Source organism: Nocardia caishijiensis NBRC 108228 (assembly GCF_001612825.1).
In the GTDB taxonomy this organism is placed as follows: Bacteria; Actinomycetota; Actinomycetes; order Mycobacteriales; family Mycobacteriaceae; genus Nocardia; species Nocardia caishijiensis.
In genome coordinates, this window is record NZ_BDBE01000025.1 from 460,636 (window position 1) to 483,872 (window position 23,237).

23 protein-coding genes are annotated in these 23,237 nt (G+C 69.3%); 17 read left to right on the forward strand and 6 right to left on the reverse strand.

All coding sequences use genetic code 11. The annotated features are described in order from the left end of the window. The first annotated feature begins 433 nt into the window (after window positions 1-433). Together NC7_RS29025 and NC7_RS08995 are read left to right on the forward strand one after the other, a co-directional pair. Window positions 434-685 (forward strand): hypothetical protein, encoded by a 252-nt coding sequence (locus tag NC7_RS29025; protein WP_157101900.1) that lies wholly within the window; start codon window positions 434-436, stop codon window positions 683-685. Window positions 686-699: 14 nt separating this feature from the next. Beyond that, entirely contained in the window at window positions 700-2,340 is a 1,641-nt protein-coding gene (locus NC7_RS08995) for a primosomal protein N' (protein ID WP_456237899.1), read from the forward strand. A 281-nt stretch (window positions 2,341-2,621) separates the two neighbouring features. Here the strand turns inward: NC7_RS08995 and NC7_RS09000 are convergent, their stop codons facing one another. Continuing rightward, window positions 2,622-3,467: an SDR family oxidoreductase gene (locus NC7_RS09000; protein ID WP_067981050.1), complete on the reverse strand. Its 846-nt coding sequence runs from the start codon at window positions 3,465-3,467 to the stop codon at window positions 2,622-2,624. A gap of 73 nt (window positions 3,468-3,540) precedes the next feature. On the opposite strand from NC7_RS09000, the gene NC7_RS09005 reads away from it, so the two are divergent. From NC7_RS09005 to NC7_RS09040, 8 genes are all read left to right on the forward strand, one after another. Then, a complete protein-coding gene (locus tag NC7_RS09005; protein ID WP_067981051.1) occupies window positions 3,541-4,131 on the forward strand; it encodes a TetR/AcrR family transcriptional regulator in 591 nt (196 codons plus the stop codon). Between the two features lie 143 nt (window positions 4,132-4,274). Then, window positions 4,275-5,072 (forward strand): acyl-CoA thioesterase domain-containing protein, encoded by a 798-nt coding sequence (locus NC7_RS09010; RefSeq protein ID WP_067981306.1) that lies wholly within the window; start codon window positions 4,275-4,277, stop codon window positions 5,070-5,072. Between the two features lie 156 nt (window positions 5,073-5,228). Further along, a complete protein-coding gene (locus NC7_RS09015; protein WP_067981052.1) occupies window positions 5,229-5,906 on the forward strand; it encodes a PadR family transcriptional regulator in 678 nt (225 codons plus the stop codon). A gap of 62 nt (window positions 5,907-5,968) precedes the next feature. Then, window positions 5,969-6,985, forward strand: a complete 1,017-nt coding sequence (locus tag NC7_RS09020) for an esterase/lipase family protein (RefSeq protein WP_084458209.1) — start codon at window positions 5,969-5,971, stop codon at window positions 6,983-6,985. A 75-nt stretch (window positions 6,986-7,060) separates the two neighbouring features. Beyond that, the gene (def, locus tag NC7_RS09025) at window positions 7,061-7,600 is read left to right on the forward strand and encodes a peptide deformylase (RefSeq protein WP_067981053.1); all 540 of its coding nucleotides are present in this window, start codon (window positions 7,061-7,063) and stop codon (window positions 7,598-7,600) included. Continuing rightward, window positions 7,600-8,523, forward strand: a complete 924-nt coding sequence (gene fmt / locus NC7_RS09030) for a methionyl-tRNA formyltransferase (protein WP_067981054.1) — start codon at window positions 7,600-7,602, stop codon at window positions 8,521-8,523. The genes def and fmt overlap by 1 nt, the downstream gene beginning before the upstream one ends. A 988-nt stretch (window positions 8,524-9,511) precedes the next feature. Beyond that, complete coding sequence (locus NC7_RS09035; protein WP_084458217.1) at window positions 9,512-10,870, forward strand: RsmB/NOP family class I SAM-dependent RNA methyltransferase; 1,359 nt, start codon at window positions 9,512-9,514, stop codon at window positions 10,868-10,870. Between the two features lie 493 nt (window positions 10,871-11,363). Next, window positions 11,364-11,702, forward strand: a complete 339-nt coding sequence (locus NC7_RS09040) for an MmcQ/YjbR family DNA-binding protein (protein ID WP_067981309.1) — start codon at window positions 11,364-11,366, stop codon at window positions 11,700-11,702. A 27-nt stretch (window positions 11,703-11,729) separates the two neighbouring features. Here the strand turns inward: NC7_RS09040 and NC7_RS09045 are convergent, their stop codons facing one another. Then, complete coding sequence (locus NC7_RS09045) at window positions 11,730-12,509, reverse strand: RNA polymerase sigma factor SigF (RefSeq protein ID WP_067981310.1); 780 nt, start codon at window positions 12,507-12,509, stop codon at window positions 11,730-11,732. A 110-nt stretch (window positions 12,510-12,619) separates the two neighbouring features. Next, window positions 12,620-13,042, reverse strand: a complete 423-nt coding sequence (locus NC7_RS09050) for an ATP-binding protein (protein ID WP_067981055.1) — start codon at window positions 13,040-13,042, stop codon at window positions 12,620-12,622. Between the two features lie 96 nt (window positions 13,043-13,138). Here NC7_RS09050 and rpe point away from each other — a divergent pair, with 96 nt between their 5' ends. Then, window positions 13,139-13,795 carry a ribulose-phosphate 3-epimerase gene (gene rpe / locus NC7_RS09055; RefSeq protein ID WP_067981311.1) on the forward strand — a complete coding sequence of 219 codons (657 nt, stop codon included), beginning with the start codon at window positions 13,139-13,141 and terminating at the stop codon, window positions 13,793-13,795. A 4-nt stretch (window positions 13,796-13,799) separates the two neighbouring features. Here the strand turns inward: rpe and NC7_RS09060 are convergent, their stop codons facing one another. Then, a complete protein-coding gene (locus tag NC7_RS09060; RefSeq protein WP_236573346.1) occupies window positions 13,800-14,273 on the reverse strand; it encodes a hypothetical protein in 474 nt (157 codons plus the stop codon). Between the two features lie 400 nt (window positions 14,274-14,673). Here NC7_RS09060 and NC7_RS09065 point away from each other — a divergent pair, with 400 nt between their 5' ends. The 4 genes from NC7_RS09065 (at window position 14,674) to NC7_RS09080 (ending at window position 17,702) form a co-directional block, all read left to right on the forward strand. Further along, complete coding sequence (locus NC7_RS09065; protein ID WP_067981056.1) at window positions 14,674-15,297, forward strand: riboflavin synthase; 624 nt, start codon at window positions 14,674-14,676, stop codon at window positions 15,295-15,297. A 203-nt stretch (window positions 15,298-15,500) separates the two neighbouring features. Further along, window positions 15,501-16,745 carry a bifunctional 3,4-dihydroxy-2-butanone-4-phosphate synthase/GTP cyclohydrolase II gene (locus tag NC7_RS09070; protein ID WP_067981057.1) on the forward strand — a complete coding sequence of 415 codons (1,245 nt, stop codon included), beginning with the start codon at window positions 15,501-15,503 and terminating at the stop codon, window positions 16,743-16,745. A gap of 25 nt (window positions 16,746-16,770) precedes the next feature. After that, entirely contained in the window at window positions 16,771-17,247 is a 477-nt protein-coding gene (ribH, locus tag NC7_RS09075) for a 6,7-dimethyl-8-ribityllumazine synthase (RefSeq protein ID WP_067981058.1), read from the forward strand. Continuing rightward, entirely contained in the window at window positions 17,244-17,702 is a 459-nt protein-coding gene (locus NC7_RS09080; RefSeq protein WP_067981059.1) for a PH domain-containing protein, read from the forward strand. Before ribH ends, NC7_RS09080 begins: the two co-directional genes overlap by 4 nt. Before the next feature lie 145 nt (window positions 17,703-17,847). Here the strand turns inward: NC7_RS09080 and NC7_RS09085 are convergent, their stop codons facing one another. Then, the gene (locus tag NC7_RS09085; RefSeq protein ID WP_067981060.1) at window positions 17,848-19,797 is read right to left on the reverse strand and encodes a gamma-glutamyltransferase family protein; all 1,950 of its coding nucleotides are present in this window, start codon (window positions 19,795-19,797) and stop codon (window positions 17,848-17,850) included. 75 nt (window positions 19,798-19,872) lie between these two features. On the opposite strand from NC7_RS09085, the gene NC7_RS09090 reads away from it, so the two are divergent. Next, window positions 19,873-20,562: an HAD family hydrolase gene (locus NC7_RS09090; protein WP_067981061.1), complete on the forward strand. Its 690-nt coding sequence runs from the start codon at window positions 19,873-19,875 to the stop codon at window positions 20,560-20,562. A 102-nt stretch (window positions 20,563-20,664) separates the two neighbouring features. On the opposite strand, the gene NC7_RS09095 is transcribed toward NC7_RS09090, so the two are convergent. After that, window positions 20,665-21,075 carry a hypothetical protein gene (locus NC7_RS09095; RefSeq protein ID WP_067981062.1) on the reverse strand — a complete coding sequence of 137 codons (411 nt, stop codon included), beginning with the start codon at window positions 21,073-21,075 and terminating at the stop codon, window positions 20,665-20,667. Window positions 21,076-21,197: 122 nt separating this feature from the next. Between NC7_RS09095 and uvrC the strand changes: the two genes are divergently transcribed. Further along, window positions 21,198-23,195 (forward strand): excinuclease ABC subunit UvrC, encoded by a 1,998-nt coding sequence (gene uvrC, locus NC7_RS09100; RefSeq protein ID WP_067981063.1) that lies wholly within the window; start codon window positions 21,198-21,200, stop codon window positions 23,193-23,195. The last annotated feature ends 42 nt before the right edge of the window (window positions 23,196-23,237 follow it).

Here is a 23,237-nt window from a genome sequence, read left to right on the forward strand (position 1 = left end):
GGTAGCGGCGGCGAAACTCGCTGCGCCGCCGCGACCGACCCTTCCGAGGACGTATCCAAATCGGTCGGTGCGGCAACGGAATCCAGTGCTCGGCACGATCGACCTTCTGCTGAATCCAGTGCCCCGGACCACGCGGGTGGCGCTGCTACCGACCGCACCGGCGACGCGATCGGAGCTGGCGACGGCGCTACCGATTCCGCTGAGGCGATGGATACCGCTGAGAGTGCTACCGCCGCCGTGGCCGAACAGAACATCGGCGCACATGGTTCCCGTGCCGAGAGCGCGGCGGATTCTGCGACCGACCGCACCGCTGTCAAAAGGGCAGCTGGTGCCGCGCCCGGTCCTGCTGCTGTACCTGACCGGGCTGCCGACTCGCTTGGCTTCCCTGCGTCTGGGCGCGCCGCCGCCGCGCCCAGTTCTTCCGTGATATCCGATGACGCTGCCAATGCGCACGGTTCCCCTGAGTCTGGCCGCATCGCCCCCGCGTCCGGTTCTGCGGCGGCTGGGCGCGCCGCGGCGTCCGGTTCTGCTGCTGTATCCGACGGTGCTGTCGGCGCAAATGGTTCACCTGAGTTTGGACGTATCGCCCCTGCTCCAGACTCTGCGGCGGCTGGGCGCATTGCCGGTGCGGGTGGTTCTGCTGAGTCTGGTCTGGTTGCGGGCGAGGCAGGTGTCGGCGGTGTGACTGGAACCATCGCCGTGGCCGCCGAGTCCGATTCAGCCGCAACGGAATCGGCGGTGGATGTCGATGTGTCGGCCTGGGAGCGGTATCTGCACGGTGGGGCGTTCGTGCGTGCGTTGCGGCAGGGGAAGGGGCCTCGGGCGGCGTGGCAGGCGATGCCGGGGGAGGACTGGGCGGCTCGGTTGGCCGAATTGGCGGCGACGGTGGTCGCGGCGGGGCGCGGGGTGGTGTTGATGGTGCCGGATCAGCGGGATCTGGATCGGCTGCTCGCGGAATGTGTTCGGCTGGTGGGGGATTCGGCGGTCGGGTTGTCGGCGGGGTTGGGGCCCGCCGCGCGGTATCGGCGGTGGTTGGCGGTGTTGCGGGGGCAGGCGCGCATCGTGGTCGGTACGCGTGCGGCGGTGTTCGCACCCGTGCGTGACCTCGGGCTGATCGCCCTGTGGGACGACGGGGACGACACCTACGCCGAACCGCGCGCACCGTATCCGCACGCGCGTGAGGTCGCGATGTTGCGGGCCCACGAGACCGGCGCCGCGTTCGTGGCCGCCGGTTTCGCGCGCACCGCCGAGATCCAGGCGGTCGTGGAAACCGGCTGGGCGCATGATCTTCTCGCCGAACGCGCGACCCTGCGCGCGGTGATGCCGCGCATCAGCGCGCCCGGCGACAGCGACTTCGCCCTGGAACGTGACGCCCTGGCCAGGGCAGTGCGCATCCCCGGGGTGGCCTTCACCGCCGCCCGCGCCGCCATCAAGGAGAACGTCGCGGTGCTGGTGCAGGTGCCCCGCCGCGGCTACGTGCCGTCGCTGGCCTGCGCCAAATGCCGCACCCCGGCACGCTGCCGACACTGCAACGGCCCCTTGGCGTTACCGCAGTCCGGCAACGGTGAGGCAGCCAGTCCGCACTGCAAATGGTGCGGTATCACCGAGGCGGCGTTCCGGTGCCAGGCGTGCGGATCGCGTGCGTTGCGGGCGATGGTCATCGGCGCCGCGCGTACCGCCGAAGAACTGGGCCGGGCCTTCCCCGGCGTGCCGATCCGCTCGTCCGGCGGTGGGGAAGTGCTCGACAGTGTGGAGCCGGGCGCTCAGGTGGTGGTCGCCACCGTCGGTGCCGAACCCGTGATCCCGGGCGGATACGGCGTGGCCCTGCTGCTCGACGGCTGGGCGCTGCTCGGCCGCGCCGACCTACGCGCCGCCGAGGATACGCTGCGCCGCTGGATGGGTGCCGCGGCCATGGTCCGCCCGCGCGGGCAGGTGATCGTGATGGCCGAACCGTCCCTGCCCACCGTCCAGGCGCTGGTTCGCTGGGACCCGGTCAACCACGCCGCCGCCGAACTCGCGGCCCGCGCCGAAGTCGGCTTCCCCCCGGCTGTCCGGATGGCCGCGATCGACGGGACCAGCGAGTCGATCGCCGAACTACTCGCCGCCACCGACCTTCCCGACCGCGTCGAAGTGCTCGGTCCGGTGCCGCTCCCGCCCACCGCCCGCAAACCATTCTCCGGCACCGACGAACCCGCCGAGGTGGAGCGCATGCTCCTGCGCGCCCCCCGCTCCTCGGGAGCCCCTCTGGCCCGCGCCCTCACCGCGGCCCAAGGGGTGCGCAGCTCCCACCGATCCGATGCCCCCCTCCGCGTCCAGATCGACCCGGTCGACATCGGCTGACACATCCGTCCCGCCCCAAGTTGCGGCGGGACGTGTCCGCTCGCCTGCCCGGGCCGAGACCGGCGTCGACCCGTCGGTTCTCGGACCACGGCTGGGAGTTGCCCTGGCAGACTTGTGAACTGCGCCCGCTGCCCAGCTGCCGACCGTGCGTGAACAGCCCGCCCAGCTTCGGCGTGGGTCCGGCGATCGTGAGCCCCGGACAGTCGGCGCCTTCCCACCTGCCCGCGTCGCGTGTCAGTGGCGAACAATCCGGCACCGACACCGCAGACGCGCGCGGTGGATCAGCGGAACATCGCCTGATGACGCCGCGCCCACTCGGCATAGGAGGTGGCCGGGCGGCCCAGTACCCGCTCGATATCTCCACTGACCTGCTGCTCGTCGGGCGTGGGTGTGCCGAGGATGGAGAGTGTGTGGTCCACCACCGCCTCGGGCATGAACTGGAGCATGTTCTGCTTCGCCTGCGCGGGGGTCAGGTCGACGAAGGTGATCGGTGACTCGATGGCTGCGGCCAGCGCGGCCGCCTGATCGCGCGGACTCACCACCGCTGGCCCGGTGAGCGTGTAGGCGTGTCCGTCGTGTCCGTCTTCGCGCAGGGCGGCCGCGGCCACGGCGGCGATATCGGCCGGGTCGACGCCGGGAAGACCGATATCGCCGAACGGTGCGGCGACGGTGCGCGCGGTCCGTACCGACTCGATCCAGGCGAAGGTGTTGGAGAAGAACGCGCCCGGGCGCAGCGAGGTCCAGGTCAGCTCGGACTCGGCGAGTGCCTGTTCGAAGGCGCGGGTCCGCGTGTATCCGGCCGCTGTCGGCCGGGTGACCGCGCCCTGTGAGGACACGAACACCACTCGCCGCACGCCCGCCGCCGACGCCGTTTTCACCACCTGTTGCGGTTCCGGTCCGCTCATCAACTGTTCGCCCGTGATGAGCAGGAACAGTGCGTCGGCGCCGACGAGGGCGGCGGCGACGCTGTCGAGGTCGCCCAGATCGGCCGTGACGTGCTCCACGCCCGCGGGCAGGTCGACGGGGGTGGCGCCGCGCGACACCGCTCGCACCGGCTCTCCCGCCGCGTGCAACTGCCCGACCAGCTGACGTCCGATATTGCCGGTCGCGCCGGTGACTACGATCATGATTCTCCTGAGTTAGTTAGCTGACTGACACGACCATAGCGACACTGTCGGCCACTTGTCTATAGTTAGTTGTATGACTGACTCACAAACGCGGGTTGCGCCGAGGGCGGGGAAGCGGGAACGTCTCGTCGAGGCGGCCGCGCGGGTGTTCTACGAGCAGGGCATCGAGAAGACGACCATCGCGGATATCGCCACGGCGGCCGATGTCCCGGTCGGCAATGTGTACTACTACTTCAAGACCAAGGACCAGTTCGTCCACGCCGTCATCGAGACCCACGCGAACACGCTGGCCGAGATCGTCGCGAAGCTCGCACCGCTGCCCGGGCCTGCCGAGCGATTGACGGCGATGGTCGATTCGTGGGTGAACCAGCGCGACCTCGCCGCCCGGTTCGGCTGCCCGACCGGCTCGCTCGCCGCCGAACTGGACAAGCGTCCCGATGCCTTCGGTGGTGAACCGGCGCGGTTGATGGGCCTGCTGATCGACTGGGCGCGCGATCAATTCGCCGAGCTCGGCAGGTCCGACGCCGGGGAGCTCGCGGTCGCCTTCGTCGCCGCCTATCAGGGGATCTCCTTGATCACCAACACGTTTCGCGACCCTGACCTCATGGCGACCGAAGGTGCCCGGCTGAAGCGCTGGATCGATGAGGTCGCCCGCCGGGACTGATCGTGCCCGTGGCGGCGGCGCGCGGACGGCCGGGTCGTGGCCACCGAGGGCGGGGAAGGCGACCGCGCTGTGGTAAGACCGGATGACCCTGCCCGATGATGTGCGGCGGGCCTGCGGAGAGGACCGTGGTGGAGTTCTTCAGGATGAGTGACGGCGAGTTCGTGCCGACCGAGGTGGCGATCAGCCGCTGGTCGCCCAACCAATTACACGGTGTCGCGGTCTGCGGTCTGCTCGCGGTGGAGGCCGAGAAGCACGCTCCAGGAGCGGGTTTCGTGCCCGCACGGTTCACCGTCGACCTCTTCCAGCAGGTGACCACCGACCCCATCTCGCTGCACAGCGAGGTGGTCCGCGCCGGCAATCGCATCAAAGTCGCCGACGTACGGCTCGTGCAGCAGGGGCAGGCGCGGGCCCGCGCCACGGTCACCTTCCTCGCGGCCACCGACGATCCGCCCGGCACCGTCTGGGAGCCGGAACTGGAACTTCCCGTCCCCGAATGGCGCATCGACGAACCGGGTGGCGCCGCACCGCTGTTCAAATCCGGTGCGGGCGAGTGGCTCACCGACTTCCGCACCACGCGTGACGCGCAGCGCAAGGTCACCTGGCACAACCTGCCCACCCTTGTAGCGGGGCTGCCGTTCTCGCCCTTCCAGCGTGCCGCCGCCACCGGTGATCTCACCAATCTTGTCTGCCACTGGGGTTCGCACGGGGTCGGCTACATCAACGCCGACATGACCCTCAGCCTCTCGCGGCTGCCCGAGGGCCCGGAGCTGGGCCTGCAAGCCCTCGACCACACCTCGCACGCGGGTGTCGCGGTGAGCAGCGCTGTGCTCTACGACCGCCGGGGCAAACTCGGCACCGCGACGATCACCGCGATCAGCAACGACCGCCGCCGGTCCCCCTCGGCAGCCGTGAGCGAACCGGTCGCGGTCGCCGCCGAGTAGATCACGCCACGATCCAGCAACCCCTCCGCGTCGGCGGCCAGGGGTGATTCGGCGTTGCCGTGAGGCGGCACACAGCAAAAACAACCTTGCGCTAGATGCATTGTCGATATATCGTCGATAACGTCAAGTACAACGAACCGGCCCGAGGAGGCTGTTATGCACAACAATCGACAACGAGAATTCGGACACTTCGAGCGCGGGCGCGGTCCCGGACACCCGGAGTTCGGACCCGATCGAGGGCACTTCCGGCGCGGCGGCCGACACGGCCACGGACCGGAGTTCGGGCCGGGTTTCGGCCCGGGATTCGGGCCCGGTTTCGGTCCGGGATTCGGCCGGGGGCGCGGTCGCGGCGGCCGGGGCAGGCGCGGTGACGTCCGCGCCGCGGTCCTGCTGCTGCTGGCCGAGCGACCCATGCACGGTTACGAACTGATCCAGCAGATCCGCGAGCGCAGCGACGACATCTGGCGCCCGAGCCCGGGCTCCATCTACCCCGCATTGGCCCAGCTCGAGGACGAGGGACTGGTCCTCATCGAGAAGGTCGCGGGCCGCAAGACCGCCCAACTCACCGAGGCGGGCAAGGCCTATCTCGAGACCGAACGCGACGAACTCGGCGACCCGTGGGCCGAGGTCCGGCAGGATGTCGGTGCTCAGGCACTCGATCTGCGCGGACTCGTCGGCCAGGTGATGGGCGCGGTCGGGCAGGTCGCCCAGGTCGGTACGCCGGAGCAGGCCGCGCGAGCGGCCGAGGTGCTCACCGAGACCCGCCGGGCGCTGTACCGGATTCTCGCCGAGGACGACATCGCCGCCGCCGGTGACGCAACCCCCGAGAAATGAGGGCGGCGTGAACCCCCCTTTCGAGGTGCTTTTGCCCAGGCAATGGAGTAAATCATTGGGGTATGGAACAACCGCGAGGTTTGTGGGTTTGGGGACCGTCACAATGGGGAAAGGTGGCGTCGCGGGTGGCGCTGGCCTGCGCGGCGGTGATCGGTGCGACGCTCGCGCCGATCGCCGCCGCTGAACCGCCGGGCTACCGTCCGGCGATCATCCCGAGCGAGCCGGGTCCGGCGCAGACCGACCACCTCGCCGCCGCCCGCTACATCGAGAACCATCCCGACGCGGTTCCGTTGGGCGTCAACGACTTCAGCTGTCGGCCCAGTGCCGCGCACCCGCGTCCGGTCGTGCTCGTCCACGGTACCGACTCGAGCGCCTACTCCGACTGGTCGGGTATCGGCCCGCAACTCGTGGGGGCGGGCTTCTGCGTCTTCGCGCTGAACTACGGTGGCGCGATCGGCGCCACCACCTACGGCACCGAGGACATGCGCGTCAGTTTCGCCCAGCTCGCGGCCTTCGTTGAGCAGGTGCGCACCGTGACCGGGGCGGCCGAGGTCGATCTCGTCGGTTTCTCGCAGGGGGCGAACGTCAGCCGGTACTACGTGAACAAGCTCGGCGGCGCCGACGTCGTCAACACCTGGGTGGGGCTCGCGTCCCCGAGCTACGGCGGGGTGATGTACGGACTCGTGCCGGTCGGTCAGGCGGTGCCCGGCATGATGGACGTGTACGCGAAGGTGACCTCCACCGCCGCCGTCCAGCAGGCACAGGGTGAACCGATCATGGTCGAGCTGAACACCGGTGGTGACACCGTGCCCGGTGTCCGTTACGTCACGGTGGGCAGCCGGGTCGATGAGATGATCCAGCCGTTCGACAACATCGCCCTGCGCGGGGCGGGCGCGGAGAACCTCGTCCTGCAGGACCTGTGTGCCGACGATCTGACCGGGCACTTCAACCTCGTCTACGACCCGTTCGTGCAGCAGTTGCTGCTGCGGGTGCTCGACCCGGGCCAGCCCGCGCCGGTCTGCGCACCGGTGCCGCTGGGGACCGGCATCCCGCAGGTCATCATCGCCGGTAACTCCTGACGGCCGCGCCGGTCGGGACCACCCCGGCGGGTCTCTAGAATGGGACGACCGCACATCGTCCAGTCTGGAGCCGCCGTGACCATTCAGCCCGTTCGCCTGTTCGGCGATCCGATCCTGCGCTCGCGTGCCGACGAGGTCACCGAGTTCGGTGCCGAGCTGGCTCAGCTGGTCACCGATCTCACCGAGACCATGCACGACGACGGCGGAGTCGGGATGGCCGCACCGCAGATCGGTGTGGGGCTGCGCGTGTTCGTCTACGACACCGGCGACGCGGCCGGGCACGTGGTCAACCCGGCGTGGTCGGCGATCGACGAGGACGAGCAGGTCGGGCCGGAGGGCTGCCTGTCGATCCCCGGTGTGCGCTACGACGTGCGCCGGGCGCTGCGGGTGCGGGTCAGCGGCGTCGACAAGACCGGTGCGCCGGTCGAATTCGAGGCCGACGGACTGTTGGCCCGCTGCGTGCAGCACGAGCACGACCACCTCGACGGTGTGCTGTTCGTGAACCGGCTCGAGGCCGCCGATCGCAAGGAAGCGATGCGGACCATCCGCGAATCCGATTGGTTCCGTGCCGGTGTCACCGTGCGTGAGTCCAGCGGTGTCGGCGGTGGCCGCTGATGCGTCTCGTCTTCGCGGGCACGCCCGAACCGGCCGTTCCGTCGTTGCGGCGGTTGCTCGACAGCGAGCGGCACGAGGTGGTGGCGGTGGTCACCCGGCCCGACGCCGTCGCCGGTCGCGGACGCAAGATCATGCGCTCACCGGTCGGCCAGTTGGCCGACGAACACGGCATTCCGGTGTTCACCCCGCGCAAGCCGTCGGAACCGGAGTTCGTCGAGGCCCTCGCCGCGCTGGCCCCGGACTGCTGCCCGGTGGTGGCCTACGGCGCCCTGCTGCCCCAGCAGCTCCTCGACATTCCCGCGCACGGCTGGATCAACCTGCACTTCTCGCTGCTGCCCGCGTGGCGCGGTGCGGCGCCGGTGCAGGCCGCCATCCACGCCGGTGACGAGATGACCGGAGCGAGCACCTTCCAGATCGAGGCCGGTCTCGACACCGGACCCGTCTACGGCGTGATGACCGAGAAGATCGGCCACACCGACACCTCCGGTGAACTGCTGGCACGGCTGGCCGAGGCGGGCGCGGTGCTGCTGGAGAAGACCATGGACGGTGTCGAAGACGGGACGCTGCGGGCGATCCCGCAGTCCAACGACGGCGTGTCCTACGCGCCGAAGGTGACCGTCGAAGCGAGCCGCATCCGGTTCGACGAGCCCGCCCTGGCGATCCACCGCCACATCCGCGCCGTCACCCCGGCGCCCGGCGCGTGGACCGAGGTGAACGGGCTGCGCCTCAAACTCGGCCCCGTGGAACTGGTGGAGGAAACCTTGCCCGAAAGCGAGATCGAGGTACGCAAATCCGGCGTCTTCGTCGGCACGTCGACCACCGCGGTACGCCTCGGCCAAGTCCAGCCACCCGGCAAGAAGATGATGAACGCCCTCGACTGGGCCCGTGGCGCCCGCCTGGCACCGGGCACGGTGATCGGATGAACGCGCGAACGATGAACGCCGCCGCATCGCACCCGAGCGAGGTGCGGGCATGAGCGCATCCGACCGCAGGCGTCGGCGCGAAGCCGACCAGCGCAGCGGCGCCCCGCGTGACGACCGCAAGGTCACCGGCAAGAACGTCGACGGTGGCTGGGCCGCTCGCGCAGCCAAGGGTGACAACAGGGCGCCACGCGCCGACGACCGTCGCCCGCGTCGTGGCGACAGCGAGACCGGCGGGTGGGACCACGACCGCCGTGGCCAGGACCGTGACGACACTCGACGCCCGTCCGCTGGTCGCGGTCGAGATTCCGCCGACCGTTCCCGTGCGGCTCGCGACGACCGTGGCTACGGCGTTTCCGGACAGTCCGGCGCCTCGCGCGATGAGCGTGGGTCGCGTGCTGATCGTGACTATGGTGCGGCTGGGCAGCCCGGCGCCTCGCGCGATGAGCGTGGGCCGCGTGCTGATCGTGGCGATGGTGCGACTGGGCAGTCCGGCGCCTCGCGCGACGATCGTGGGTCGCGTGCTGGTCGCGACGACCGTCGGTCCGGTGCGACCGGACAGTCCGGCGCCTCGCGCGGAGTCGATCGTCAGCCGCGTGGCGCGGGACCTCGTGGTGCCGAGGATCGGCCGCGTGGACGCGACAGGGACCTCGGTCGCGCCGACACCGCGGAACGGTCCGGTCGTCGCGCAGACCGCGGTACGCCATCGCGTGGTTCATCGGAAAGTGTTGAACGCCAGTGGTATTCGCGCGCGGATGGCGGTACCGAGCAGTTCGGTGACACCAGCCGATCCGGTGGTGGGCGCGAAGGGGGTTCGCGGGGAGCTCGGCGTGGGCAGGCGGCCGATCGCGGCGGTCGGGTCGGCCGTGATTCCGCGTCGGCGCCCCACGGTGGGCAGCGAAGCGAGCGTTCCGGTGGCACACGGCAAGGTGGTGGGAAGCCGACCGGGCAGCGCAGTGAGCGGCAGCGGGCCGATCGTCCTGATCCGAGTGTGCCCAGTCCGCGCAAGCGGCGGGGTGAGCCGGTGGATGTGGCGCGGGAGGTGGCCCTTGACGTGTTGCGGGCGGTGCGCGAACGCGACGCCTACGCCAACCTGGTGCTGCCGAAGTTGTTGCGGGAGCGCAAGATCAGTGGCCGTGATGCCGCGTTCGCGACCGAGCTCACCTATGGTGCGTGCCGGTCGCAGGGGCAGCTCGATGCCGTGATCGCGGCGTGCGCGGGTCGTCCGGTCGGTGAGATCGACGGGCCGATTCTCGACATCCTGCGTCTCGGTGTCTATCAGCTGCTGCGTACACGGACCGGCGCGCATGCCGCCGTCGACACCTCCGTCGACCTGGCCCGTGCCGAATTCGGCCAGGGCCGTGCGGGTTTCGTGAACGCGGTGCTGCGGAGGGCGGGGGAGAAGACCGCCGAGCAGTGGGTCGCCGAACTGGCGCCCGCCGATCCGGTCGGCAAGCTCGCCTTCGAATACGCGCATCCCACCTGGATCGCCCAGTCCTTCGCCGACGCGCTCGGTGCGCAGGCGGGTGAGCTGTCGGACCTGCTGGCCGCCGACGACGAGCGCCCGGTGGTGCACCTGGTCGCCCGTCCCGGCGAGATCACCGCCGAGGAATTGGCGCTGGTCACCGGCGGCGAGGAAGGCCGCTGGTCGCCGTACGCGGTGCACCTCGACGGCGGCGACCCCGGTCAACTCGAGCCGGTGCGCGAGGGCATCGCCGCGGTGCAGGACGAAGGTTCTCAGCTCGTGGCGCTGGCACTGAGCCGGGCACCCCTCGACGGCCCCGATCAGGGCCGCTGGCTCGATCTGTGCGCCGGGCCAGGCGGCAAGGCGGCGCTGCTCGGCGCGCTCGCCGCGATCGACCTGTTCACCGTCGACGCGGTGGAACCGTCCGAACATCGTGCCGAACTGGTTCGCAAGTCCACCCGCGACCTGCCCGTCACGGTGCACGTGAAGGACGGTCGCGACACCGGGCTGGAACCCGGCTACGACCGCATCCTGGTCGACGCCCCGTGCACGGGCCTGGGCGCGCTGCGCCGCCGCCCCGAGGCGCGCTGGCGCCGCACGCCCGCCGACGTCCCGGAACTGGTCACCCTGCAGCGCGAACTCCTCACCGCCGCCTGGGATCTTCTGCGCCCCGGCGGCGTGGTCGTGTACTCCACCTGCTCCCCGCACCTGTCCGAAACCGTCGCGGTGGTCGCCGATTTCGTCCGCCGCACCGGCGCCGAGCAACTCGACACCCGTGAGCTGCTCCCCGGCGTCACCGACCTCGGCGAAGGCCCCTCGGCCCAACTGTGGCCCCACCGCCACGGCACCGACGCGATGTTCCTGTCTGCCCTGCGCAAGAAGTAGTCGGCCGACTCCGATCGTGTGTGGGCGAGGTCATTCGAACCGGCGTCGCCACCACAGCGTCGATCGGATGGCCGAGTGGCCTGTGCGGGCAGCAGACGTCGCCCGGCGCTGGTGGCGAGTCGTATCCGGCCGTACCGCTACCGCGCCGATCGGATGCCCGGGTGGCCTGTGCGGGAAGTTGTCAGCAGTCATCGCCGTGTGCTGGTGAGGCGGTGCGAGATTCATATCCGGCTGTACCGCTACAGCGTCGATCAGATTTCTGGGTGGGCCTTTGCTCCCAGCAGGTACCGGCGATGTCGTGGAACGGTTCGGATCCCTCGGCAGCGCCCCGGGGTCGACGGGGGGCTCTCGATGGGGGTGTCTCGCGCACAACGGACGCACCGCGAATCCGTATGACGGGTGGTACGACCGTTTCGGGTCGCGCACGGCAACTCGCCCCAGGGTGGTGTCATTCGTCCAAGGCGCGGCGGGTTTCGCGGGGGAGAATTCGCTCATGGCGATGACGTGGGAACAGGTGGTGGAGATCGCGACCGCCCTGCCAGGGGTAGCGGAGGGGACGTGGTGGCGCAGTCCGGGGCTTTCGGTCGGCGGGAAGAGCTTCGCGCGGCTGCGCTCGGAGGCCGAGGGTGGGCTCGTGTTGCTGTGTGAGCCGTCGGAGAAGGAGGCGCTCCTCGCCTCGGGAGATCCGGCGTTCTATACGACACCGCACTACGACGGGCACCCGTATGTGCTCATCGATCTGGACGTGGTCGACCGCCAGCAGCTCGCCGAGCTGATCGACAGCGCGTGGTGGTTGCGCGCACCTGCGAAACTGCGGCGCGAACGCGCGTAGGGGGACACCGTTGTCCCCGCGGCGGATTCAGTCCCGCTCGGACAGATCGCGCAGACGCGCAAGGGTTTTCGCGAGAATACGCGAGACGTGCATCTGCGAGATACCGAGCTGGTTCGCGATCTGGGTCTGGGTCATCGACTCGAAGAAACGCATCGTGAGGATCCGCCGCTCCCGCTCGGGCAGGCCCGCCAGCAGCGGGCGCACCGCGATGTACTCCTCGACCCGGTCGAACTGCGACTCCTCCTCGCCAAGGGTGTCGAGCAGCGAGGCGTCGCTGTCGCGCCCGACCGAGGCCGCGTCGATCGAGGTGGGTTGATAGGCGTTGCCCGCGATGACCGCCTGGGTCACCTCGTCGGGGTCGACATCGAGTTCGGCCGCGATCTCCTTGGCCGTCGGCGAACGTCCCAGTCGCTGCGAGAGCTGATCCACGGCCGCGCCGATACGGAGATGGGTTTCCTTCACCCGGCGCGGTACCCGCATGGCCCAGGTGTTGTCGCGGAAGTACCGGCGAACCTCACCCATGATCGTCGGCACCGCGAACGACAGGAAGTTCGAGCCACGGCTCAGATCGAACCGGTCGACCGCGTGCACCAGCCCGACCCGCGCCACCTGCGACAGGTCGTCGAACGGTTCACCTCGGCCGCTGAACTTGCGGGCGATGTGGTCGGCCAGCGGGATACAGCGGTTGATCAGCGCGTCCCGGGCCACGGCGTGCGCGACGCTGCCGGGTTCGGTCGCCGCGAGTCGTTCGAACAGCGCGCTCACATCGTCGTAGCCGGACCCGGGCGCGGGCGCCTGCTCCGTCAACTGTTCTTCGACGACCTGTTCCTCGATGGCCTGCTCGTCGAGCGCGGCGTCGGTCGGCTGTTCGACGATGTCCGGATCGGGCTTGTGCTCCTCGTTGGTTTCGCCGTGCACTACGCCTTCCCCCGGACCCGACGGATACGGACACTCGTCGGATACCCGGACCGGGCGGCGTCGAATCCTTCCTGGTCGGCGTTCACCTCGTCGCTGAGCGTGCGCAGCACATGCCAGCCGAAGCTGCGCTGGTCGGGCAGCCCCTCCGCGGCGGCGACACCTTCGACCCGCACGACGAGTTCGGTGTCACCGACGACGAACTCGCAGGTGAGCTGGGAGCCGGGCGCGGCGATCGCGATGAGGGTGGAGCACACCTCGTCGACCGCCAGGCGCACGTCGGCCACTTCGTCCAGGGTGAAATCGCTGAGCAGGACCAGTGTTTCGGCCAACCCACGCAGGATCGGCAGCTGGGTCACCGACGCTGCCACGCGAATCTGCACCGGATCGCTGAACAGTTCTTGTTCCGCCGAAATATTGGTCACGCTCTGTAGGCTACCCACAACGGGCCGCTGATCACCACGCGGTCGCTACACTGGCGCGCTGTGTCCACACCGACGTTCACCCGCCCGGCCAAGCCGATGATCGCCCCGTCCATCCTGTCCGCGGACTTCGCGAACCTGGCCGCCGAGGCCGCCGCTGTCGAAGGTTCCGACTGGCTGCACGTGGACGTGATGGACGCCCACTTCGTGCCGAACCTCACACTCGGCCTTCCGGTGGTGCAGAGCCTGCTGAAGGCCACCGACATCCCGTTCGACTGCCACCTGATGATCGAGGACCCGGGCCGCTGGGCGCCGGGCTACGCCGAGGCGGGCGCCTACAACGTCACCTTCCACGCCGAAGCCACCGACGACCCGATCGCCGTCGCCCGCGACATCCGCGCCGCGGGCGCCAAGGCGGGTCTGTCGGTCAAACCGAACACCCCGATCGAGCCGTACCTGGAAATTCTGCGCGAATTCGACACGCTGCTCGTGATGAGCGTCGAACCCGGTTTCGGTGGGCAGTCGTTCATCGCGTCGGTGCTGGAGAAGGCGCGGATCGTGCGCAATCTCGTGGACGCCGGGGAATTGAACCTGGTGGTCGAGATCGACGGTGGCATCAATACCGACACCATCGAACAGGCCGCCGCGGCGGGCATCGATTGTTTCGTGGCCGGGTCGGCGGTCTACAACACCGCCGACCCGGGCGCGGCCGTGCGCAATCTGCGCAGCCTGGCGACCGCCGCCTGGTTGTCCTGACCGGTCAGCGCGGGTGCAGGGCGTGGCCGCCCAGCGCCCGCGCGGCCGCCACGACTGCCTCGAGTGGTGGTCGGTCGTCGGTCGCCTCGGGTGCGCGCACCCAGGTGCGGTAGCCGGTGCGTTCGTCGTCGGGGGAGGGCAACACGATGTGGCTGCCCGCGCACGCGACGCTCGCGTAGAGGCGGAACAGTTCGGCTTCGGTTGTCGGCGTGAGGGTGTCGAGGTGGCACGGGCCGGTGAGGAAGGTCCAACAGTGGGCGCGCGGATGGTCGACGACCGGTCCGGCGATACCGTCGGCGCACAACTGTTCCTGTACCCGCTCGCCCAGGTCACCCGGCATGGTCACCGCACCGTAGTGGGTGCCGATCTGCAGGAGGATGCGCCGGGAGTCGGGGTCGACCGTCGCGGGCAGGTGTAGCTCCCGCCGGTAGTGGACGCAGCGACTTTCCAGCGTGGAATCGAGCAGTGGGTAGCTCACAGTGTTGTCTCCCGGTATCGCATCGTTGAACGTCGGGAATCGTTGACGTAACAATATTGCGTCAGTGCCACGGGGGTGGCAAGTACGCAGATGTCCGCGTTTCCTTTTTCGGCGCCGTGGGTACAAAACGCCGAGGTCTCGGCCGGAAATCTTATTGCACCGGCATTCAGGAAAATCGAACGAAGGATTGCCGCCGCATGACATTTCGGCGGGATTTCTTTATGTCTGTATTCTTTTCTTGCGATTTTCCGGCATCGTGCGGGTTTCGCGGCCTCCCGCTCAGCGCGCGGTCGGATTCCGCCCTCACCTGTGCCGCCACTAGGCTGTGCGGCGAGCGGGAATAGCGGTCGTCTACCCGCTGTTGGGCCCAACGGGTACGGATGACGCAAGGGAGTCGGACATGTTCACAGGGATCGTCGAGGAACTCGGCGAAGTCGTGGCCACCGAGCAGCTGGCCGACGCCGCCCGGCTGACGATCCGCGGCAAGCTGGTGACTTCCGATGCCGGGCACGGTGATTCGATCGCGGTGAACGGTGTCTGCCTCACGGTCGTCGATGTGCTCGACGGCGACAGCTTCACTGTCGACGTCATGGCCGAGACCCTCGACCGGTCGAGCATCGGCGCCCTCGTGCCCGGCTCCCGGGTGAACCTCGAACGCGCCGCCGCGATCAACAGCCGTCTCGGCGGACATCTCGTCCAGGGCCACGTCGACGGAACCGGCACCGTGCTGGCCCGCACACCGTCCGAGAACTGGGAGGTGGTCCGCATCTCCCTGCCCGACGCCATCGCCCGCTATGTGGTGCAGAAGGGCTCGATCACCGTCGACGGCGTGTCGCTCACCGTGTCGAACCTCGGCCTCGGCGACGAACCCGCCGCCGACGGCAACCGCGACTGGTTCGAGGTTTCGCTGATCCCCACCACTCTCGCCCTGACCGTCCTCGGCACCGCCCCGGTCGGTACGACCGTGAACCTCGAGGTCGACGTCATCGCGAAGTACGTGGAGCGCCTGGCACAGCGAAGCTGACACACCCGCGTCGGGCGCCTCGGAGAGACCCCCGCGCACGCCGTACTGTAGTAGTGATTGCCATCCCGGAGCCGTTTCTCGGCCGCCTCGATCTGGACTGACCAGAGGGTGCGACGAAGGAGTGCCCGCCGGGAGGGAAGATCGAGGCCCCCAGGGCCGAGAAACCCGCGGCGCCAGCCGCCAATATTACGGAGCAAGCAGACGTGACCAGGTTGGACAGCATCGAGCGCGCGATCGCCGACATCGCGGCCGGCAAGGCTGTCGTCGTCATCGACGACGAGGACCGTGAGAACGAAGGCGATCTCATCTTCGCGGCCGAGAAGGCCACCCCGGAGCTGGTCGCGTTCATGATCCGCTACACCTCCGGCTACATCTGTGTGCCGCTGACCGCCGACGACTGTGACCGCCTCGGTCTGCCGCCCGCGTACGCCATGAACCAGGACAAGCACGGCACCGCCTACACCGTGTCGGTCGACGCGCGTGAGGGCATCACCACCGGTATCTCCGGCGCCGACCGGGCCGTCACGATGCGGCTGTTGGCCAGCGCCGAGGCCAAGGCCGACGAATTCACCCGCCCCGGTCACGTGGTGCCGCTGCGTGCCAAGGACGGCGGGGTGCTGCGCAGGCCCGGGCACACCGAGGCCGCCGTCGACCTGGCCCGCATGGCCGGGCTGCGGCCCGCCGGTGTGATCTGCGAGATCGTCAGCCAGAAGGACGACGGGCACATGGCCCGCACCGATGAGCTGCGCGTGTTCGCCGACGAGCACGATCTGGCGATGATCTCGATCGCCGACATGATCGCCTGGCGGCGCAAGCACGAAAAGCATGTGGTCCGGGTCGCCGAAGCGCGCATCCCGACCGCGCACGGCGACTTCAAGGCCGTCGGCTACCAGAGCATCTTCGACGAGGCCGAGCATGTGGCGCTGGTGCGCGGTGACATCGGCGACGGTGAGGACGTGCTGGTCCGGGTGCATTCGGAGTGCCTGACCGGGGACGTGTTCGGTTCGCTGCGCTGCGACTGCGGCCCCCAGCTCGACGCGGCGCTCGAGATGGTCGACAAAGAGGGTCGCGGCGTGGTGCTGTACATGCGCGGGCACGAGGGCCGTGGCATCGGTCTGATGCACAAGCTGCAGGCCTACCAGTTGCAGGACACCGGCCGCGACACCGTCGACGCCAACCTCGACCTCGGCCTGCCCGCCGACGCCCGCGACTACGGCACCGGCGCGCAGATCCTGGTCGACCTCGGCATCCGGTCGATGCGGCTGCTCACCAACAACCCCGCCAAGCGCGTCGGTCTCGACGGGTACGGCCTGCGGATCACCGAGCGGGTGCCGATGCCGTTGCGCGCCAATGCCGAGAACCTGCACTACCTGCGGACCAAGCGCGATCGCATGGGCCACGACCTGGTCGGACTCGACGACCTGGATCTCGGCGAAACCGCGCAGTAACTCTCCCGAAAGGCAGCATCAGACGATGAGCGGCACCGGCGTACCGGAATTCGCGCTGGCCAAGGCCACCGACCTCAAGCTCGCCATTGTGGCGTCGCGCTGGCATACCGAGATCTGCGACACCCTGGTCGCGAACGCGGAGCGCGTCGCGAAGGAGGCCGGAGTCCAGCACGTCACCGTCGTGCGCTGCGCCGGGGCGATGGAATTGCCCGTCGTCGCACAGGAATTGGCGCGCAGCCATGACGCTGTCGTCGCGCTCGGTGTCGTGATCCGTGGTGGCACACCGCATTTCGAGTACGTGTGTGATGCGGTGACCGCCGGGCTCACCCGGGTGTCGCTGGACGAGTCGACCCCGGTCACCAACGGCGTACTCACCACCAACACCGAGGAGCAGGCGCGCGACCGTGCCGGGTTGCCCGGTTCGGCCGAGGACAAGGGCGAGCAGGCCTGCGCCGCCGCGCTGGACGCCGCGCTCACGCTGCGTGCCTTGCGATCGGCGTGAGCGTGCCGGTGGAACAGCACGCGGAGTGGGAGCTGGAGGTGCGTCCTCGACGCGCGATCCGGACCGCTGTGGTGGTCGCCGTGCTCGTGCTCGCGTTCTTCACCGTGGGCGGGTTGCTGTTGCGTACCGGGTCGACGGGAGTGAACTTCCGGGTCGCCGACCAGGTCGCGATGATCCTGATCGGCGTCCTCGGTGCGGGTGCGGTGCTGCTGCTCACCCGGCCACGAGTGCGCGCCGGTGCGCGTGGGGTCGCTGTGCGCAATATCCTCGGCTACCGCGAGTACCCGTGGGTCGTCATCCGCGGCGCCGCCTTCCCCGACCGCAAGGCGTGGGCGCGCCTCGAACTCGTCGACGACGATTACGTGCCCATGCTGGCCATCCGGTCCAACGACAAGACCTACGCCGCCGACGCCATCGAGCGTCTGCGCGAACTCGGCGCCCGCTACAGCGCCTGAGTCCGCTGTGCCGGAGTTCGAGCGCTGCGGGAACCGAGTTGGACACCTGCTCACCACGCTCTGGTGGCGTTCGGTTCTCGGCCGTTGCCGCCACCGCAGCGTGGTCGCGGTGCGCTCGAGTCGTCGAGTGGGGATCGTGCGGCGGTCAGCGGGTGTCGCCGAGTACCGCACCTTCGCGGCGGGGGTCGGCGCCGCCGATCCAGCCGTCTTTGCCGTCGCGCTGCAACGCGCTCAGGCCACTGGACTGAGGTGCCACCGTCACCTGGTGACCCATCTCGCGCAATTTGCGCACGAGGGGGTCGTTGTCGCCGTTGGCGGTGGCGTCGATCGCCGGATGCTCGCCGCCGACACCCGTGCTCGGCGAATTGCCCGCGCCGAAGGACACGCCGGACACCGCCTGCTGCGGATCCAGGCCCCAATCGAGCGCGCCCACAAGGGTTTTCACCACGAACTGGATGATCACTGAACCGCCGGGTGAGCCGGTGACGAGGGCGAGTTCACCACGGTTTCCCTGGTCGTCGCGATCGAACACCAGGGTCGGGCTCATCGAGCTGCGCGGCCGTTTACCGGGCTGCAAGCGGTTGGCGACAGGGATGCCGTCGGGGTCGAGCGGGTCGGCGGCGAAGTCGGTGAGCTGGTTGTTCAGCAGGAATCCGTCCACGAAATGGAACGAACCGAACGCCGATTCGACCGTGGTCGTCATCGCGGCCGCGTTGCCGTACTTGTCGACCACCGAGATGTGGCTGGTGCCGTGCTCGGGCGGCTGCGGGCCGTTGCCCAGCGGCACCGGGCCCAGATTGCCCGGTTGGGCCGTCCCCATGCTGCGGTCGGGGTTGATGAGCGTGGAGCGTTCCTTCAGGTACTGCGGGTGGACCAGCGACAGCGCCGAATTGCCCGGCAGCGGAATGAAATCCGGATCGGCGACGTACTTGTTGCGGTCAGCGTAGGCGAGGCGTTCGGCCTCCGAGATCAGGTGCACGGCGCGGGCATCGGGCTTGCCGCCGTTGCGGTTCACGTCCTGCGGTCCGAGCGCGGCCAGATCGAAATTGGCGAGGATGCCCATCGTCGCCGCCACGGTGCTGCCACCCGAGGACGGCGCGGGCATGCCGCACAACTCGAACTTTCGGTACCCGGTGCACAGCGCGGTGCGCTTCTTCGGTTCGTAGTTCGCCAGGTCGGTGGTGGTGAGCAGGCTCGGTGTGCGCCCGCCCGCCGTGCTGCCCGCCGCCTCGACGATGTCCTGGGCGATGGGGCCGCTGTAGAGGGCCTCGGCGCCGTCGGCGGCCAGGGCAGACAGGGTTTTCGAGTAGGCGGGGTTGGTGAGCACCGTGCCGGTGCGTTTCGGCGCGCCGTCCGGTTCCAGGAAGTAGGCGCGGGCGCCCTCGTCGGTCGCGAGATCCTTGGCCGATTCGGCGATCTGGCCCGCCAGCCGCGGGCTGATCTCGAAACCGCTGTCGGCCAGGTCGATCGCGGGATCGAACAGTTCCTTCCAGGCGGTCATGCCGTGCTCGCGGTGCGCGAGCTCCAGCATCCGCACCACCCCGGGGACCCCGATCGAACGGCCGCTGGCGCGAGTGTTCGGCGCCGGTTCGGTGCGGTCGGTGTCGCTCACCCAGCGCAGGTAGTTCTCGGTGGCGGCGGCGGGTGCGGTCTCGCGGCCGTCGTAGGCCTCGACGGTGCGTGACTTCGCGTCGTAGTACACGAGGAACGCGCCGCCACCGATGCCGGAGGCCTGCGGTTCGACCAGACCGAGTACGGCCTGCGCGGTGACGAGGGCGTCGGTGGCGGTGCCGCCCGCGCGCAGCACCCGGCACGCGGCCTCGGTGGCGATCGGGTTCGCTGTCGACACCGCGTAGGTGCTGGTGCGCACCGGTGTCATGTCGGTGCGGTAGCCCGAGGCGATCTCGGGGTTGGTACTCAGATTCTGGGTGGTCGGGCCCGCGGCGGTCGCGGGGGCCGCCGTGATCGGGGTGCCGTTGGGCGGGCCGGCGCATTCCGCCGCCTCGGTGTCGTCTGTCGAACAACCGGCCAGCAGTCCCACCGTGAGCACTGCGGCCGTCGTGGCCCCGATCCACGTCCGTCGCCTTGGCGTCATCGTGGCAGCGTAACCCCGAACCGTCGTCGCGCACAGGCATTTCCGGGTGGGCGCGGCAGCGTTACCCTGGCTGACATGGCGATCGATGCGGTGCTGTTCGACTTCTCCGGCACGGTGTTCCGACTGGAGGACGACCCGACCTGGGCCGACGTCCTGGTCGGCGACGACGGCACGCCGTTCGACGTGGCGGCCAAAGCCGAGGTGCTGCGACGGATGACGGCACCGGTGGAACAGTTCATGACCTTCGACGCACCCGGTCAGCACGCCTGGGACAACCGCGACCTCGACCCCGCCCTGCACCGCAGGGCCTATCTCGAGGTGCTGCGCGGTTCCGGCGTTCCCGAAGCCCAGGCCGCCGACCTGTACGGGCGGCTCATCGACCCGCTGGCCTGGACGCCGTACCCCGACACCGGAACGGTGCTGAAAGCTCTTGCGGCTCAGGGTATCCCTGTCGGGGTGGTGAGCAATATCGCCTTCGACATCCGGCCCGCGTTCGCCACCCGGGGCTGGGACACGTTGATCGGCGCGATGACCCTGTCCTACGAGGTGGGTGCCATCAAACCGGACGCACGGATCTTCCGGGACGCGATCGACCGCCTCGGCGTCGACCCGGACCGTGTCCTGATGATCGGCGACAGCGCCGAGGCCGACGGTGGCGCGACCGCACTCGGTGCGCGATTCGCGCTCGTCGAACCCCTTCCGATCGCCGACCGTCCCCGCGCTCTCGTCGAGGCGCTCGCCGTCCACGGGATCACGACAGAGTAGGCGTCCACGTTCGGCGCCCCCTCGACCGGTCGCGCGGCCTGGGAATTCGCGGACGCGTGGAGCACGCGACGAGGCGCTACGCGTGATCATCGGTGGTGCGTTTCAGCGTTCGCGGACGAACCAGGCCTTGGCGGAGGGGCGGAGCAGCAGTGCCGCGACGGCACCCGAGGCGACGATGCCGACGGCGCCCGGCGGGAGGCCGGTGAGGATGCCGGTGCACGAGGTGAGCGCGCCGATGACCGCTAGGGTCACCGCCGCGACACGTACACGGTCACCGGCCCGGCCGAAGAGCACGACCAGCGGAATCAGGGCGAAGGTCGGGAGATAGCCGACCACCACGCCGAGTGGGCTCTGCTTGCCGAGCGCGGCGCCGATCACGATCAGCACCACACCGACCGCCGACGACACCAACGCGATCAGGCGCGCGCCACGCACCGTGGCAGGCATCAGCCACGACGGGCTCGTCTCGTCGTCCAGGTCGTCGTGGGAGTTCAGCGCGGGGGCGTTGGTCATCGGGCATCCTTTCCGGCGCAGGCCGAACATCCACGCTACACACGAGCCCTCGCGTCACCGCCGACGGATTCCGACCCGGCCGGGACGGCGGGGTTGTCGGTGGGTCTCGCTACCCTTGAGACGTGGCAGATCCCGCGACATACCGGCCTGCGCCGGGCACGATTCCCGTCGAACCCGGTGTGTACAAGTTCCGGGACGGCTACGGGCGGGTGATCTATGTCGGCAAGGCCAAGAGCCTGCGCAGCCGGTTGAACTCCTACTTCGCCGACGTGGCGTCGCTGCATCCGCGCACCAGGCAGATGGTGACAACGGCCGCGAGCGTGGAGTGGACGGTGGTGTCCACCGAGGTCGAGGCGCTGCAGCTCGAATACAACTGGATCAAGGAATTCGATCCGCGCTTCAATGTGCGCTACCGCGACGACAAGTCCTACCCGGTGCTCGCGGTGACCTTGAACGAGGAGTATCCGAGGCTCTTCGTCTACCGGGGCGCCCGCAAGAAGGGTGTGCGCTACTTCGGCCCGTACGCCCACGCCTGGGCCATCCGGGAAACCCTCGACCTGCTGCTGCGGGTGTTCCCCGCGCGCACCTGTTCCAACGGAGTCTTCAAGCGACACAATCAGATCGGGCGCCCCTGTCTGCTCGGCTACATCGACAAGTGCTCGGCGCCCTGCGTCGGCCGGGTCAGCGCCGACGAGCACCGCCACATCGTCGACGACTTCTGTGACTTCCTCTCCGGCAAGACCGACAAGATGGTCCGTGCCATCGAACGCCGCATGCACGAGGCCGCCGACGATCTGGACTTCGAGACCGCCGCCCGCCTGCGCGACGACGTGCAGGCCCTGCGCCGGGCGCTGGAGAAGCAGGCGGTTGTGCTCGGCACCGGCACCGACGCCGATGTGATCGCCTTCGCCACCGACGAGCTCGAGGCCGCCGTGCAGATCTTCCACGTGCGCGACGGCCGCGTGCGCGGTCAGCGCGGCTGGGTGGTCGACAAGTCCGGTGACGCGCTCGACGTCGCCGAATCCGGCACCGAACTGGCCGCTCTGGTGGAGCAGTTCCTCACCCAGTTCTACGGCGAACAGGCCGCGATGGCCGACCAGAGCGTTGAGCCCGAGGCGGCGACGGTCGTTCCGCGCGAGGTGCTCGTCCCGGTGCTGCCCGCCGACGCGCCCGAGATCCAGGCGTGGTTGAGCAAGCTGCGCGGTTCGGCGGTGTCGTTGCGCATCCCGCAGCGCGGTGACAAGAAGGCGCTGGCCGAAACCGTGCAGCGCAACGCGGGGGAGGCGCTGGCACAGCACAAACTCAAGCGGGCCGGTGACCTCACGTCGAGATCGCAAGCGCTGCAGGACATTCAGGACGCACTCGAACTCGACAGCGCCCCGCTGCGCATCGAATGTGTCGATATCAGCCATGTGCAGGGCACCGATGTGGTCGCCTCGCTCGTGGTGTTCGAGGACGGTCTGGCCCGCAAATCCGAGTACCGGCACTTCGCGATCAAGGAGGCGGCGGGCGGCGGCCGCTCCGACGATGTCGCCAGCATCGCCGAGGTGACCCGCCGCCGCTTCGCCCGGTTGGCCCGCGAACGCCAGCAGCCCGTCGACCTCCCCGAGGACCCCGACGACACCGAGGAGCCCGGCTCGCGCCCCGGCATCGACCCGACCACCGGCAAGCCGCGCCGCTTCGCCTACCCACCCAACCTCTACGTCGTCGACGGCGGCGCACCCCAGGTCGCCGCGGCCGCCGAGGTGCTCGACGAACTCGGCATCACCGATGTGGCGGTGATCGGCCTGGCCAAACGCCTCGAGGAGGTGTGGGTACCCGGCGAACCCGATCCCGTCATCATGCCGCGCACGAGCGAGGCGCTGTTCCTGCTGCAACGCGTGCGTGACGAGGCGCACCGCTTCGCCATCAATTTCCATCGCAGCAAGCGTTCCCGTCGGATGACCGCGTCGGCGCTGGACTCGGTGCGCGGTCTGGGCGAGACACGCCGGGCCGCGCTGGTCACCCACTTCGGCTCGGTCGCGCGGATCAAGGACGCGACGGTCGACGAGATCACCGCGGTGCCCGGTATCGGCGTTTCCACGGCCAAGGCGGTACTCGAGGCACTCAACAGCACTTAGCGATCAGCGAGACGCAATAGTGCGAGTGCCGTACGTTGTGTC

What these genes read in the sequence shown, in the direction of transcription:
- NC7_RS29025 (WP_157101900.1), top strand. Translation starts at nt 434, where the DNA reads ATGACGCTGCCAATGCGCACGGTTCCCCTGAGTCTGGCCGCATCGCCC.
- NC7_RS09000 (WP_067981050.1), bottom strand. Translation starts at nt 3,467, where the DNA reads ATGATCGTAGTCACCGGCGCGACCGGCAATATCGGACGTCAGCTGGTC.
- NC7_RS09005 (WP_067981051.1), top strand. Translation starts at nt 3,541, where the DNA reads ATGACTGACTCACAAACGCGGGTTGCGCCGAGGGCGGGGAAGCGGGAA.
- NC7_RS09010 (WP_067981306.1), top strand. Translation starts at nt 4,275, where the DNA reads ATGAGTGACGGCGAGTTCGTGCCGACCGAGGTGGCGATCAGCCGCTGG.
- NC7_RS09015 (WP_067981052.1), top strand. Translation starts at nt 5,229, where the DNA reads ATGCACAACAATCGACAACGAGAATTCGGACACTTCGAGCGCGGGCGC.
- NC7_RS09020 (WP_084458209.1), top strand. Translation starts at nt 5,969, where the DNA reads ATGGAACAACCGCGAGGTTTGTGGGTTTGGGGACCGTCACAATGGGGA.
- fmt (WP_067981054.1), top strand. Translation starts at nt 7,600, where the DNA reads ATGCGTCTCGTCTTCGCGGGCACGCCCGAACCGGCCGTTCCGTCGTTG.
- NC7_RS09040 (WP_067981309.1), top strand. Translation starts at nt 11,364, where the DNA reads ATGGCGATGACGTGGGAACAGGTGGTGGAGATCGCGACCGCCCTGCCA.
- rpe (WP_067981311.1), top strand. Translation starts at nt 13,139, where the DNA reads ATGATCGCCCCGTCCATCCTGTCCGCGGACTTCGCGAACCTGGCCGCC.
- NC7_RS09065 (WP_067981056.1), top strand. Translation starts at nt 14,674, where the DNA reads ATGTTCACAGGGATCGTCGAGGAACTCGGCGAAGTCGTGGCCACCGAG.
- ribH (WP_067981058.1), top strand. Translation starts at nt 16,771, where the DNA reads ATGAGCGGCACCGGCGTACCGGAATTCGCGCTGGCCAAGGCCACCGAC.
- NC7_RS09085 (WP_067981060.1), bottom strand. Translation starts at nt 19,797, where the DNA reads ATGACGCCAAGGCGACGGACGTGGATCGGGGCCACGACGGCCGCAGTG.
- NC7_RS09090 (WP_067981061.1), top strand. Translation starts at nt 19,873, where the DNA reads ATGGCGATCGATGCGGTGCTGTTCGACTTCTCCGGCACGGTGTTCCGA.
- NC7_RS09095 (WP_067981062.1), bottom strand. Translation starts at nt 21,075, where the DNA reads ATGACCAACGCCCCCGCGCTGAACTCCCACGACGACCTGGACGACGAG.